A 13,985-nucleotide genomic window follows, 5' to 3' on the forward strand; every position below is an offset into this window, starting at 1 on the left:
TTGACTAGAGAAGAATTGGAATATGCAATCGCTGAATTGAAGATGGATTATGTGCGCCACCAAGGCGACATTGAGAAGCTGGAAACGACCGGGCATCATCAAATGGTGGAAAAAGCGGAACAGCGTTTAGCGAACATGGAGCAAAACCTTGCGGAATTGAACAAACAACTCGCGGAACTGTAGACCGCGATTTTTTTTTGACATCTTTTATGCCGGTGCCTTTGCCAAGCGCCTGTGCCTGATTCGGCACAACTGGATTTTTTCGGCACATCCGCATTCAAAGAGTTTAGCATCACCTTAAAAGGTTTGAAAAAATGGAGGAATTTATTAAATGGCTTTATTAACAGTAGAAAACCTTAGTCACACATTCGGTGACCGTACCTTGTTCAACGATGTGTCGTTCCGCTTGGTTGAAGGCGAGCATGTCGGCCTGGTCGGCGCAAATGGCGTCGGCAAATCGACAATGATGAATATTTTGACGGGCAAGATCATCCACGATGAGGGCCGTGTCGAATGGCAGCCGAGAACGCATTACGGCTATTTGGATCAGCATACACAATTGACCCCAGGGCGCACAATCCGCGAAACGATGCAGGATGCGTTCAAGCCACTGTATGTCAAAGAAGCGGAATTGAACGACATCGCTATGCAAATGGGCGATCCTGATGCTAACCTGGAAGAATTATTGGAAGAGATGGCGGAAGTGCAGGATGCTTTGGATGCCGGCGACTTCTATACGCTTGACGTGAAAATCGAAGAAATTGCACGCGGCCTTGGGCTCGATGCCATCGGACTGGAACGCCCTGTCGAAGCTCTTTCGGGTGGACAGCGGACCAAATTGCTGCTCGCGAAATTACTGCTGGAAAAGCCGAAAGTGTTATTGCTGGATGAGCCAACCAACTATTTGGACGAAGAACATATTCAATGGCTCGTCAATTATTTGAAAAACTACCCGCATGCGTTTTTGTTGATTTCGCATGATACGGAATTCATGAGCAGTGTTACAGACGTCATCTTCCACTTGGAATTTTCTCGCCTGTCTCGCTACACAGCCACTTACGAGAAATTCATTGAACTTGCAGACCTTGCGAAAAAACAGCATTTGGACGCTTATGAAAAACAAGCCGACATGATCAAGAAAACCGAGACGTTCATTGCTAAAAACAAGGCACGTGCCTCTTCAGCCGGACGTGCGAAATCACGCCAGAAACAATTGGACCGCATTGACCGCATTGACAAGCCGGAAGTTGCTGCGAAACCGCAATTTTCTTTTAAAGAGACGCGCAGTCCAAGCCGTTATGTAGTCGAAGCGGAAGCTTTGACGATCGGCTACGACAAAGCCCTATTGCCGCCATTGACATTCATGATCGAACGCGGTGAGAAAATCGCTTTGGTCGGCATGAACGGCGTCGGGAAATCGACGTTGCTGAAAACGATGCTTGGCAAGATCAAACCGCTTGACGGCGATGTGATCCGCGGCGAATATTTGACGCCGAGCTATTTCGAGCAGGAAGTAAAAGCACCAAGCCATACGCCACTTGATGAAATCTGGGCTGCTTATCCAAGCATGGAACAAGGGCAAGTCCGCGGAGCTTTGGCCCGCACTGGCTTGAAGAACGAGCACATTTCCCGTTCGATGACTCAATTGAGCGGTGGCGAACAAGCGAAAGTCCGCTTGTGCAAATTGATGATGGAAGAAAGCAATTGGCTCATTTTCGATGAACCGACAAACCATTTGGACATCGATGCCAAAGCTGAATTGAAACGCGCAATGCAAGCCTACAAAGGCACAATTGTCCTGGTAAGCCACGAACCTGAATTTTATGAAGGACTTGCGACGAAAGTCTGGAATGTGGAAGAATGGATTGAAGCAGGAAAACATTCATTATAAGTTTCAGAAAAATAAAAAGTGGACCCGAGAAAAATTTTTCTCGGGTCCACTTTTTTTGTTTTATTCGACGATTGCCGCTGCATACCTAACTCAATAAGTAGTCAGTTTGAATATTTTCTGGAAAGCGTAGATACCGCGCTGCCAGAAAGTGAAGTCATCCTGGTATTCTTCAACGTCAAGCGTATACAGCGCGTCTTCGTTGTCCCATAGCATATTGAAATAGCTATCTACTTTCCCAGTGATGTCACTGTCGTTCGGGGCAATGATCCGGATATCGCTTTCCAAATTGTAATTATCCAGCGTTCGTTCGGTGTAATTGGCTGAACCGCCATAGATATATGTTTCTTCCGCAGTTTTGATCATCAATGTTTTCGTGTGATATTGGCCAACAACTGCATTGTACCAACGCGCTTGCACTTTATTGCCGGAGTTTTCCAGAATCTCATTAACCACAGGCCGGTTCGGAAGGCCGGTTTTTTCCGTACCGAAGGCATTTTCGTTCGGGTCTAGGATCATCTTGACATCGACGCCTCTTTTTGCCGCCTTTTCCAATGCGTCAACCACTTCTGCCTGCGCGATATAGAACATGCCAAGCCTGATGGCATCCCCATCCTGCGCTTTTACGATATCCGCTAGAAGGGCATCCTGGATTTTCTTTTCCGTCAAATACTGCGCTTGGTACTCTCCTGTTTGTTCGGCTGCGTCGATTCTTGGAAATTCCGGTCCACCGGAAAACTTCGAAACGGCTTCTTCCGCTTCCAGGAGATCATTAATAATTTCGCCGCTTACTTTGAACGCCATATTGCCGTGAAGGCCGCTGGCGTTATGGGGATTTGCCGAGCTGACGATGGCTTCTTTTTCTGTAATAACCACTTTTCTGTGATTCGCTTTGATGTTCAGCATCGTCAAATAAGAGGCAATGGATAAATCAGGTGCGTCACTGGACATGCCATTCGGCACCCAGCCGCGGCCGCCCGTATCGAACCACTGAAAAATGACACGGTAAAAGCCTGAATACAGCGGCATCGAGTCGCGCAGTTTATCCAAATCCGTAATAATAATTTCGATTCCTGCCTTGTCCATCGTATCGAAAAATTGATTTTCATAAGAGCCGTAACCCGTGTTCAAGGGATCGCTGATAAAATAAATCGGCATATCCGGATTTGCTTCTTTCTTTTTCAATAAATGCTCTGTCAGCAATTCAGATATGGCTGGAAATTCTATTTTTTGGTCATTGTAATTATCGAAAAGAAAAAGGTCCAGAACGATAAATTCTTCTGCTTCATCAATCATTGTAAAAATCTCATCGTATATTTCCAGATGATACTCGGTTTGCGTACCTTCTTTATCCTGGGCATACGATAGGTCATACAGCATTTCCACGTTCTCTACATTGCGCAATTCGCCTGCATAGGAAATTCCTTCAGGCAGCGGTTTATATGTATGCCAAATGATGACAATCAAATACATTATGGCCAGTACCCCTGCTATTGTATAGACGATTCTTCTGCGCTTGCTCCACCCTGTTACTCTTTTCTTCATAATTCGCTCCCCCTCCTCTTCATTATAGCAAGAAGAAGTGAAAACAATGGATTAATTTTATGGAAAAAAAACCCACCTATATAGGTGGGTTCGTAAAGATAGCGCTTAAGCTGTTACAACGTATTCGCGGGTACGAGCATCTTCCATCAGCATATCTTTTAAGCGCTGTTTGCCGCGGAACAAACGGGATTTCACGGTGCCAATTGACACTTTCATCGTTTCCGCAATTTCAATAAGCGATAATTGATGTACATAGAAGTAAAGGATTGTTGTGCGGTAAATTGAATCCAATTCCGATATCTTGCCGCGGATCATGTCGGAAACGTCTTGCTGTTCCAATAGTTCCGCTGTGCCTGCTGCGTCAGATGGAATCAAATCCAGCAAGGAGACGTCGAGCCCTTCCGGCTGTTGGACCATATGCTTGCTGCGGCGCACGTTTTTGCGGTAACGGTCACGGAATGTGTTCATGCAGATCGTCGTTAGCCATGCTTTTACGTGGTCGACATCTTTGATCGATGATTCATAACGAACGACTTTCAGCCACACCTCTTGCATCAAATCTTCCGCCTCGGCTTTGTTGCGCGTCAATTTCAGGCATAAATGATAGATATAGCGATTGTATTCTGCGTAAACATTTTCCATGATCGTTTCCTCCATCCGTTTACTTACCGGTTCCTGTGTTTTCTTGTTAACCTTATTGTGCCGCACCCCAACCTTTCCCTCTATCGCATTCACTTTCATTTCGCTTACATATTTGTAATAAAGAAAAGTGGAAGCGGCCGTTCGGATTCGACCGGCATAAGACAGACTGGCGAAGCGACGTGTTTTCAGCCGCACAGCCAGGCTGGCTTATGACCCGAGAATCTGGCCGCTGCAACTCGACAATAAGAAAAGTACAGATGCCCACGCAACCACAAAAAAGCAGCGCCTCAGACCTCCCGTAATCGGATTGCCTGCAGCACTGCTTCCTCTGTTGCATTTACATTATTATTGTTCTTTTGCTTTACCGACTTTGCGGATATTCGCCAGCATCAATGCACCTACAAGGAGCAAGCCCAAGTAGCCGACAACCGGGTAGAACCAGTTGACCAATTGCGTAAAGCCGACAAAGCTCAAACCGAACGCGATGATCCCTGAAATAATCACGAAAATTCTGAAGCGTTTCGTACCCATTTCAGTGAATCGCGCGGAGAATGACAGCAGCAAGCTGACAGCTGTATTATAAATCATGGCGAAGATGACGATGGCCATGACAATGCCAAGAAATGGTGAAATATTGTCCGCCAAGCTCAGCATAGGCAAATCAGAACCTCCGACGACGTCCACTTTCGAGAAAATAGCCAAATAGCTCAGCAATATCAATACGCCGAAAACGATGCCGCCAATCATCCCGCCGCGTGCTGCAACTTTAGAATTTTTTTCCGCGCCTCCCATCACAAGCGCCATAGAAGTCGTCAGTGCAATCGACAATGAAACGTAATTGATCGCTGATATGAACCAATTCGGTGCAGCTGACAATTGCTCTTTCGCGACCGGCTCGAGTTCAGTAAAGCTGGCGTCCATCGTCAGCAAACTGTAAGCCGCTATCCCGACAACCATCAAAATAAGAAATGGCGTGACACTGCCGATAATCGTAATGACTTTTTTAACATTGAGCATGATTGTGAGAATAACCAAAACCGTCATTACTGCCCGGCCGAACGCTGGGGCTAATCCAAACTGCTGCGAGAAAATCGATCCCGCTCCTGCAATCATAACGACCAGAATACCGAACAACGTGAGAATTAGTGTGTAATCAATAATCCTCCCGATTACTTTTCCGCCAATCTTGTATACCACTTCTTCATGGGACACTGTCTGCAACCTGCTGCCAAGCCCGGTCAGCACTTTTCCCAAGTAGCCGAAGAGCACAGTGGCAAGCGCAACTCCCGCGAGCCCCCAATAGCCAAAACTAGTGTAATATTGCAATATTTCCTGGCCGGATGCAAAACCCGCACCGACTACAATCCCTATAAATGCACTTGCGATTTTCAAACTTTTCTTCATCTTATTCCCCTTTCATTTTAATGGACGCTATTTTTTAGCCGTGTGTTAAACTAAGCTCCTTTATTCTTTACCTTTAGGAATAAACAATAAACAATATACACGCGATTCACATGAAAACCGGGCTTTCTTCGCCTATAAATCCCAGCGAATCCCTATTTTCGGGCAATAAAAAAGAACCCCCGACGAATTATCGGATTCGCCGAGGATTCTACGCTGCCTTTATAGTGAATTGGCCATCATTTCTTCATTTGCATTTTTCGTAATCGTCAATCGCATGATGCGATTGCGGTCCATTTCATTAATTTTGACGTGAAGGTTTTCGTAAATGAACTCTTCGCTTTCTTCCGGTACATGCCCAAGCTGCTGCATGACAAAACCGGCAATCGTATCATGGTCACCCGGCACGTCCACGTGGAACATTTCGTTGACATCCTCAATTTCCAGGCGTCCGTGGCAAGTCAGCTGAGTGTCGGTCATTTCGAAGACCAGTTCGTCTTCTTCTTCATCCGTTTCATCTTCAATGTCCTGCCCGATCATTTCTTCGATGATGTCTTCATGAGTAACGATGCCGAGCGTCCCACCGTATTCATCAAGTATGACGGCCATATGCTTTTTCTTCGCCATCATCATCTTGAAGACTTTTTCCACACTGACCGACTGCACGACGAATAATGGATTGTCATCCATCAATTCAGCAAGCGTCAGATTCGGGTTCATCGACCATTCGATCAATTTCTTCGATAAAAACAGACCGACAATATTGTCGAGGCTTTCTTCGTAGACCGGATAGCGCGTATACGAAGAATCGAGGATTAAATCGCGCACTTCTTCATAAGTCGAATCGAGTGAAATGCCGACAGTATCGGTGCGGTGGGTCGACATGACGTCAGAAACATCTTTGTGCGGGAAGTCGAGCACGCCTTTGATGCGCTCGGATTCATCTTCTTCAAACGTTCCTTCAGTCGAAGCAATGTCAACCATCGTCCGCAATTCCTCTTTGGTCATCGTCGCTTCTTTGACGGTCCCTTTCGAAATGATGCGGATAAAGATGTTTGTAAATTGCGCCAAAATCCATGTCAGCGGCTTAAAGATGACAACGAGAAATGAAATAACCGGGAATACCAAATACGCGACTTTATCCGAGAATGTTGCCGCAATTGTTTTCGGCAGCACTTCCCCGAAGATAATGAGCACGACAGTCAGGATAGCCGTCGCAACACCTACTTCCCATCCTCTCGTCAAAGCGATTGTTGTGACAAGCGTCGGCAGCATTATATTGGCAATGTTGTTTCCGATTAAAAGAGTCGTAATCATGCGGTCCGGCTTCGCGATCAATTTTTGCAGCTTTTGTGATTTGACATCACCCTGCTCAGCACGAAGATGGACCTTCATCCTATTTACAGCTGTCAAAGCCGTTTCGCTTCCCGAGAAGAAGAACGACATCGCCAAAAAGAATCCTAATGCAATAAACAAATTTATTTCCTCCAGTGTCTTGAAACACGTTTTTAAACGAGCTATTTCCGTAGCAACAATTATATCATAGCCTTTTTCCAAATGTCGAAAACCACATCTTGTATGTTATAATTTTTCCATAATTAAAATTTATGGAATAGAGGGATAATATGAACGCTCAACAAATCGATCAATATTTTAAAGATTACCGTGAACAGCATCTTGAAGAATTGAAAGCATTTTTGCGCATCCCTTCTGTCAGCTCACTGTCAGAACACAAAGACGACGTCCGCAAAGGCGCCGAATGGTTGAAAAAATCGATGCAGGAAGCTGGGCTGGAAAACGCCGAAATCTTCGAAACTGACGGCCATCCTGTCGTCTACGCAGACTGGCTCCATGCGGAAGGCAAGCCGACTGTTCTTGTATACGGCCATTACGACGTCCAGCCTGTGGATCCGCTGAATCTATGGGAGACGCCGCCATTCGACCCTCATGTGCGTGACAATAAATTATTCGCGCGAGGCGCAAGTGACGACAAAGGCCAAACGTTCATGCACGTCAAAGCGGTCGAAGCCTTGCTTAAACTGAATGGCGAATTGCCGGTGAATATCAAATTCATCGTCGAAGGCGAAGAGGAAATCGGTAGCCCGAACCTGCCTAAATACGTAGAACAAAACCTGGAGCAATTGAAGGCCGACTTGATCGTCATTTCCGATACAGGCATGCAAGGCCCCGGGCGTCCGGCTGTATGCTATGGGCTGCGCGGTCTTGCCGGCATCCAAATTGATGTCAAAGGGCCAAAAGGCGATTTGCATTCAGGACTTTACGGCGGCGCCGTGCAAAATCCGCTGCATGCCATCGTGGAGATCCTGCAATCGTTCCGCGATAAAGAAGGGGTCATCCAAGTCGAAGGCTTTTACGATGATGTCATTGGAGTCTCAGACGCGGAACGGGCTGAATTCGCCGCTCTTGAATTTGATTTGGAACAAGAAAAGAAAGACCTGGGCATTACAGAAGATTTCGGTGAAAAAGGCTACTCGTTCGTTGAGCGCACTTGGATTCGTCCGACACTTGAAATCAACGGTATCACTGGCGGCTTCTCCGGCGAGGGCATCAAAACCGTGCTGCCTGCCGAAGCGAGTTCTAAAATCACTTGCCGCCTTGTACCCAACCAGGATCCGGATGACATTGTCGCAAAATTGCGGACGCACGTCGAAGCACATAAACCAGCGGGCGTCACTGTGAAAATTTCTGAATTCGACAAAGGCCAGCCATTCCTGACACCATACGATCACCCGGCTATCCAAGCAGCAGGCCGTTCTTATGAAAAAGTCTATAACGTCAAAACCGCTTTTACACGCATGGGTGGATCCGTGCCGATTGTTGCCGTATTCGACCAAGTCATGGGCTTGCCGGTCGTATTGATGGGCTTCGGCTTGTCTTCGGAAAACTTCCATGCGCCAAACGAACATTTCCATCTTGAAAACTTTGATAAAGGTCTTCGCGTTATCAGCGATTACCTATTTGAAGCCGCAAAGCTGTAAAATCAAACCATGGCCTTCCTTATGAACAGGAAGGCCATTTTTTTGGCTTTGCCATGTTTTTTGAACCAACTATCTTTTCCGGGAGGTAAAAATGGCCATCTATTGGATTGCTTCGTATTTAATCGGAAATCTTCTGACAGCCTTGTGGGTTGGAAAGTGGAAGGGCGTCGACTTACGAAATGAACTCAGCGGCAATTTAGGCGCACGCAATGCAGGAGCTGTTATCGGTAAAACCGCTTTTTTCCTGACATTCTTAGGCGATGCGGCTAAAGTCGGCATTGTAATTTGGCTGGGCCATTATTTGGGTTTTGAAAAATGGATAATTGCAGTGGCGGCACTCGCGGCCATCTGCGGTCACCTCTTCCCTGTCTGGCTAAAAGGCCGGGGCGGCAAGGGCATTGCGTCCTTCATCGGCGCTGCGCTGATTTTAACACCTACTTTATTTCTGATGATGGCAGCAGTGTTCGCCGCCTTTCTGCCTTTCGTCAAGAGCGCAACCTTAACAATGCTGTTCAGTTTTCTCGCTTATGCCGTCTCGATGGTCTGGTTCAGCGAGCTTCCCGACTTCTGGCCGCTCCTTGCTGCCATGGCTCTGATCCTCATCAAGCACGTTCCGGATATAAAAGAATCTTTCGAAATCCGGTTCAACAAATAATAAATACTATCCATTCACTAATGTTTTCATATACCTAAAACAGCGGATTCACTCGACTTCAAGATAATACTATGTCCTTAAAGCTATTCATGTTATAGTTTATTTATTCAAAAAACTTTAAGATAGGATGTTGCAACCCATGAAAAAACCCATTGCCTGGATCCTTGACTCGACAGGGTTCGTTACCGAAGAATTCAAAGCTCATCCCGACGTTTATATGGTGCCGTTGAATATCCATTTCGGTCGCGAAGAATTCATCGATGACGGCGTCGATTTAACGAACAAAGAATTGTATGCGCGCATCAAAAGCTCAGCTGAATTCCCGAAGACATCCCAGCCTTCTGCTGGTAAATTCGCGGAACTCTATGAAAAGCTGAAAGAAGAATACGAATGCGCAATTGCCGTCCACGCTTCTGCTAAACTGAGCGGCACCATTGCATCGTCCACGGCCGCTGCAGAAATGACCAGCTTTAAAGTCTACGCGATCGACTCGCTGGCATTGTCTTATGGTTTATCCGGTTTGATCGACCGCGGCCTTGAGTTACAAAAACAAGGCATGGAGGCGGAGGAAATTGCCGAGCTTCTGCAAAAAGAAGTCCATGACCTGCGCAATTACATCCTGATCGGCAACCTGTCCCAATTGTATAAAGGCGGCCGCATGAGCGGAGCCCAATACTATATTGGCAGCCTGCTGAAAGTAAAGCCGATCGTCCAACTGAGCGCGGAAGGCGAATTGGTCCCGATCGACAAAGTCCGTTCGCATAAGAAAGCGATTCAGTATCTGCTGGACCGTGTAAAAGAAGACCACGAGAAATACGGCACTGACAAGTTCCAGATCATGCACGGCAACGTCCTGGACGAAGCCGAAAGTCTCAAGCAGGACATCCTTAAAATCGTACCGGAAGCTAAAATCCTGGTTGGAGATCTAAGCTCATCTCTTGCTGTACATGCCGGCGAAGGAACCATCGCTCTGCTTTGGAGAAAGCCGCCCCAGAACTAAATGAAAGCCCCGGATATATAAGATATCCGGGGCTTTTCAGTGCCTGTAAGACGGTTATTTCGTGAAAATTCTGCTACAATGGAATTACCATTTACAATGATCGCTGAAGGTGAGGTGGATTCAATGCAACATATGGAACGTGAAATTACTGAACATGTCATGCTATGTGATGCAAAAGGCCAATTAAATCCGAATGCGATAGGTTTTGCACGCCAGCCACTGGTAATCAGCAATCTTCGAGGCAATTTCATGCGCAAGAAAAAGTGGAATTACTGGTGTGTTTTCGGCGAAGAAGTGATGTTTTCTGCTACCATTTGCCACTTGGATTACTCGACGGTGTGCTTTGTCTACTTCCTGAATTACGAAACGCAGCGTTTTTATGAAAAAACCGTCATTATGCCTTTTACCCGCCAAATTAAATTATCAAATCAAGTTCTTGATACAAGCCACTTCCTCCATGAAGAGATGAATATAAAGTTCGAATATGAGCACAATGAAACCCGCATTTTAGTAGAGGTCGAAGAATTCGATGGAGAGCCGCTGGAAGCTTCCTTGCTGATCCGCCATCCCGAAAACCACGATTCGCTGAATGTAGTTATCCCTCGGAACCGCCAGACTTTCCAATTCACAGGTAAGCATCTGTCCCTTCCTGCTACCGGGTCTATAAAGCTTGGCAACCGGACTTATGAAATTGATCCGGGGGACAGTTTTGCAGTACTCGATTACGGCAGAGGCATCTGGCCGCGTGAGTCCTCATGGAATTGGGGAATGGCTTCGCAGCGCTCCGATGGTAAAACCATCGGCTTGAATTTCGGGGGCAAATGGACAGATGGCACCGGCATGACCGAAAACGCTTTTTTTGTCGACGGCAAGATGACGAAACTGCACGAAGACGTCCTTTTCCATTACAATAGCGAGAACTACAAAGAACCTTGGTTTATCCAAACCAAATTCTCTGATGACGTTAAATTAACCTTCACGCCGTTTTTCGAACGCGAATCGAAGACAGACTTGAAGCTGGTAAAGTCAGAAATCCATCAATTGATCGGCTATTACAATGGCTATGTCCGTTACCCCGACGGCCGGAAATTGAAAATCTCCCAAATCCTCGGCGCGGTCGAGGAGCATTTCGCGAAATGGTGAAACGTGTGGCTGTGCAGCAATTGCACGAGGCACCTAACATGAACAATAAAAGCAGGCCCCGGCGCAAATTGCGCCGGGGCCTGTTTTTTGATATCATTTCAGCTTCTCAAGCATGCGCGCGGGGTAATCCGTGAAAATGCCATGAATGCCAATTTGCTGCAATTGTTCGGCGTATTCAATGCTATTGACGGTATACACATAGACGATCGACCCTTTTCTTAAGGCATCGGTCGTCATTTTCCGGAATGCGGCCGGCAGCGAGACATGAATTTGTTTGGTTCCGATGACCCTGGCGTAATCGTAAACGTCCACATAAATCTGAGAAGTCAGTATTGCCGACTTCACTTCCGTTTCCCGGCAGATATGGAGGACATCTTCGTGGTTGAACGAAGACAGCAGCAGCCTGTCCATCAGTCCTCGCTTATTGGCAAGGTTGATAACTTTATCTACCAGAGTATCGTATGGAAAAACATCCGATTTGATTTCAATATTAAGTCGATGGTGAGTGTCTTGGAAAACTTCAAACACTTCATCGAGTGTCGGGATGCGTTCCCCTCTCCACTCTTCCGCGAACCAGGAACCAGCGTCGTATTCCTGCAATTCGTCCATTGTCATGTCTTTGACATAGCCCTTACCGTCAGTTGTCCGATTGATTCTTTCATCATGGATGACAACAGCTACACCATCTTTTGTTAAATGCACATCAAGTTCTACGCCGTCGATAGGCAATGCCGCAGCTGCCTTAAAAGCAGCTAGCGTGTTTTCCGGATGTGTTCCGGAACTTCCTCTATGTGCAAAAATCTTCATCCCGTGGCCTCCTAAATTTCCGTCCGAATTTCCCATAGTTCTGGGAAGAAGTATTGGTCGAGCACTTTTTTCAGGTAGTTGACCCCTGATGAGCCGCCTGTTCCTTGTTTAAAACCGATGATGCGTTCCACTGTTTTCATGTGGCGGAAGCGCCATTGCTGAAGCCAGTCTTCGATATCGACGAGCTTTTCAGCCAATTGGTATAATTCCCAATACGTATCCACATCGCGGTAAACCGTTTTCCATGCTTCTCTGACGCTTTCATCCGATTCATAGACTTTCGTAACGTCACGGTTCAAGACCTCAGGATTGATGTGGAAACCGCTTCGGGCCAACTTTTGGATAGCGGCGTCATAAAGCCCAGGTTTGCCGAAAGCTTCCGACAGCGTCTTATGCAGCGCTTCATCTTTTTCGTAGATTTTCAACACATGCTGCGTTTTATAGCCCAGGGCAAATTCAATCATCCGGTATTGATACGATTGAAAGCCGCTGGCATTTCCAAGATCTCCACGGAATTCCATGTATTCTGCTGGTGTCATCGTTGCGAGAACGTCCCAGCCTTGGATAATCTGGGATTGGATTTTCGAAACACGCGCCAATTGCTTGAAGGCTGGCTGAAGGTCGTCATTGCCGATATGGTCGATTGCCGAGGTTAGTTCATGCAATATCAGCTTCATCCATAGTTCCGACACTTGATGGATGATGATGAATAAGGTTTCATCATGATGTCCGCTGACGCCGCCTTGTGCGTTCAGCAATTGATCAAGATGCAGATATTCCCCGTACGTCATGCTTTCTTTAAAATCCGTGCGGATGTTGCTTTCATTTGCCGCTGCAATATTTTGGCCGTTTTTGTAATCATTCATGGATTGGGCTCCGTCCTGCTCGTCTTCAGCTGTCCTCATCTGCTATACCCGCTATGCTCGTATTCCATACCAATTATGCCGGTTTTGTTGCCTTTTTCCAATAGGCCACGGTGTCTACTGCTTCAAAGCCGGACTTCCCGTAGACTTTCAGCGCGTCATTTTCCGTTTCCACATCCAGCAGGACTTGGTGCTTGCCAACAGCAAATGCATGATGCCTGCACCATAACAAAAAGGCCTTGCCATAGCCTTTGCCTTGCTCTTTGGGATCGACAGCGAATGCTGTCACCCATAAATCTGCTCCCTCCTCAAGAAGCGTCGCAGCAGCCACCATCTTACCGTCCCGTGCCATCAACCAGACGTTCCGGTCGGGCGACTCGATGTTATGGGAAACCACGGATAATATCCCTTCGTCAAAAGCCGCCTCCAACAGCGAATCCAATTCTTCCCGCTCGCCGTTATATGGCCGTACAACCAAGTCATTCGGCAGCTCCAGCTCCTCCAACGGTCCCGCAGCCATTAAGATTTCCTTGAAATCGAGCCTGTAGCCGAGGCTTTCCAGAAATTGTGCAGCTTCGGGCGTTTCAATGGATGCGGCCAGTATGCTTTCTGCCTGGCGCTGGCCATGGCCGTGTTCAATGCCTTCTGCCAATGCGGTGCCAAGCGACAATCGGCGGTACTCCGTGTGTACCAGCACCGACCATTCATAATGATGCAAGCCGACCATATCTGCCGAAGAAGCGAATCCTACTAATTTCCCGTCATCTGTATAAGCGAAGACTGCAAATCCTCTGGCTTCCGGATTTTGCCAAAGCGATCTATGGAGCACTTGGCTGTAATCTGTTTGAAATAATGTTAAAAAGTTCGAGGCATCCTGAACGGTCTTGCTATCCAACGGAAATGACTCTATTGATAGGGAAATATTCATTTTCCACCATCCCTTCACTTGATTATTTTCATCGTATCACAAGATTACAGAATTAAACGAACTTTTACCGTTCTGTATCATTGGTTTAAAGGCGTTGTAGTTAGGCTATAATGT

General features: G+C 46.7%; 13 protein-coding genes. 6 read left to right on the top strand and 7 right to left on the bottom strand.

What is annotated here, in order from left to right:
* Both AC4EHB_RS07835 and AC4EHB_RS07840 read left to right on the top strand, forming a co-directional pair.
* Positions 1-183: an SE1832 family protein gene (locus tag AC4EHB_RS07835; RefSeq protein WP_490975009.1), complete on the top strand. Its 183-nt coding sequence runs from the start codon at positions 1-3 to the stop codon at positions 181-183.
* Positions 184-331: 148 nt separating this feature from the next.
* Positions 332-1,891 (top strand): ABC-F family ATP-binding cassette domain-containing protein, encoded by a 1,560-nt coding sequence (locus AC4EHB_RS07840; protein ID WP_490975010.1) that lies wholly within the window; start codon positions 332-334, stop codon positions 1,889-1,891.
* Positions 1,892-1,981: 90 nt separating this feature from the next.
* On the opposite strand, the gene AC4EHB_RS07845 is transcribed toward AC4EHB_RS07840, so the two are convergent.
* The 4 genes from AC4EHB_RS07845 to AC4EHB_RS07860 all read right to left on the bottom strand — a co-directional run bounded on the left by AC4EHB_RS07845 (position 1,982) and on the right by AC4EHB_RS07860 (position 6,952).
* The gene (locus tag AC4EHB_RS07845) at positions 1,982-3,436 is read right to left on the bottom strand and encodes a phospholipase D-like domain-containing protein (protein ID WP_490975635.1); all 1,455 of its coding nucleotides are present in this window, start codon (positions 3,434-3,436) and stop codon (positions 1,982-1,984) included.
* A 102-nt stretch (positions 3,437-3,538) separates the two neighbouring features.
* Entirely contained in the window at positions 3,539-4,075 is a 537-nt protein-coding gene (locus AC4EHB_RS07850; RefSeq protein WP_490975011.1) for an RNA polymerase sigma factor, read from the bottom strand.
* Positions 4,076-4,420: 345 nt separating this feature from the next.
* Positions 4,421-5,479 carry a YkvI family membrane protein gene (locus tag AC4EHB_RS07855; protein WP_490981142.1) on the bottom strand — a complete coding sequence of 353 codons (1,059 nt, stop codon included), beginning with the start codon at positions 5,477-5,479 and terminating at the stop codon, positions 4,421-4,423.
* 219 nt (positions 5,480-5,698) lie between these two features.
* Positions 5,699-6,952, bottom strand: a complete 1,254-nt coding sequence (locus tag AC4EHB_RS07860; RefSeq protein WP_490975013.1) for a hemolysin family protein — start codon at positions 6,950-6,952, stop codon at positions 5,699-5,701.
* Positions 6,953-7,101: 149 nt separating this feature from the next.
* Here AC4EHB_RS07860 and AC4EHB_RS07865 point away from each other — a divergent pair, with 149 nt between their 5' ends.
* The 4 genes from AC4EHB_RS07865 to AC4EHB_RS07880 all read left to right on the top strand — a co-directional run bounded on the left by AC4EHB_RS07865 (position 7,102) and on the right by AC4EHB_RS07880 (position 11,273).
* Positions 7,102-8,475: a dipeptidase gene (locus tag AC4EHB_RS07865; RefSeq protein WP_490981143.1), complete on the top strand. Its 1,374-nt coding sequence runs from the start codon at positions 7,102-7,104 to the stop codon at positions 8,473-8,475.
* A 91-nt stretch (positions 8,476-8,566) separates the two neighbouring features.
* Positions 8,567-9,130: a glycerol-3-phosphate acyltransferase gene (locus AC4EHB_RS07870; protein WP_490981144.1), complete on the top strand. Its 564-nt coding sequence runs from the start codon at positions 8,567-8,569 to the stop codon at positions 9,128-9,130.
* 139 nt (positions 9,131-9,269) lie between these two features.
* Positions 9,270-10,130: a DegV family protein gene (locus AC4EHB_RS07875; protein ID WP_490981145.1), complete on the top strand. Its 861-nt coding sequence runs from the start codon at positions 9,270-9,272 to the stop codon at positions 10,128-10,130.
* 123 nt (positions 10,131-10,253) lie between these two features.
* Positions 10,254-11,273 carry a DUF2804 domain-containing protein gene (locus AC4EHB_RS07880; RefSeq protein ID WP_490975017.1) on the top strand — a complete coding sequence of 340 codons (1,020 nt, stop codon included), beginning with the start codon at positions 10,254-10,256 and terminating at the stop codon, positions 11,271-11,273.
* A gap of 93 nt (positions 11,274-11,366) precedes the next feature.
* Here the strand turns inward: AC4EHB_RS07880 and AC4EHB_RS07885 are convergent, their stop codons facing one another.
* From AC4EHB_RS07885 to AC4EHB_RS07895, 3 genes are all read right to left on the bottom strand, one after another.
* Positions 11,367-12,080: a glycerophosphodiester phosphodiesterase family protein gene (locus AC4EHB_RS07885; protein ID WP_490981146.1), complete on the bottom strand. Its 714-nt coding sequence runs from the start codon at positions 12,078-12,080 to the stop codon at positions 11,367-11,369.
* 11 nt (positions 12,081-12,091) lie between these two features.
* A complete protein-coding gene (kynA, locus tag AC4EHB_RS07890; RefSeq protein WP_490981501.1) occupies positions 12,092-12,946 on the bottom strand; it encodes a tryptophan 2,3-dioxygenase in 855 nt (284 codons plus the stop codon).
* 73 nt (positions 12,947-13,019) lie between these two features.
* Complete coding sequence (locus AC4EHB_RS07895; protein WP_490981147.1) at positions 13,020-13,871, bottom strand: GNAT family N-acetyltransferase; 852 nt, start codon at positions 13,869-13,871, stop codon at positions 13,020-13,022.
* Positions 13,872-13,985: the final 114 nt, after the last annotated feature.

This window comes from Planococcus sp. TJ-302 (assembly GCF_058268455.1).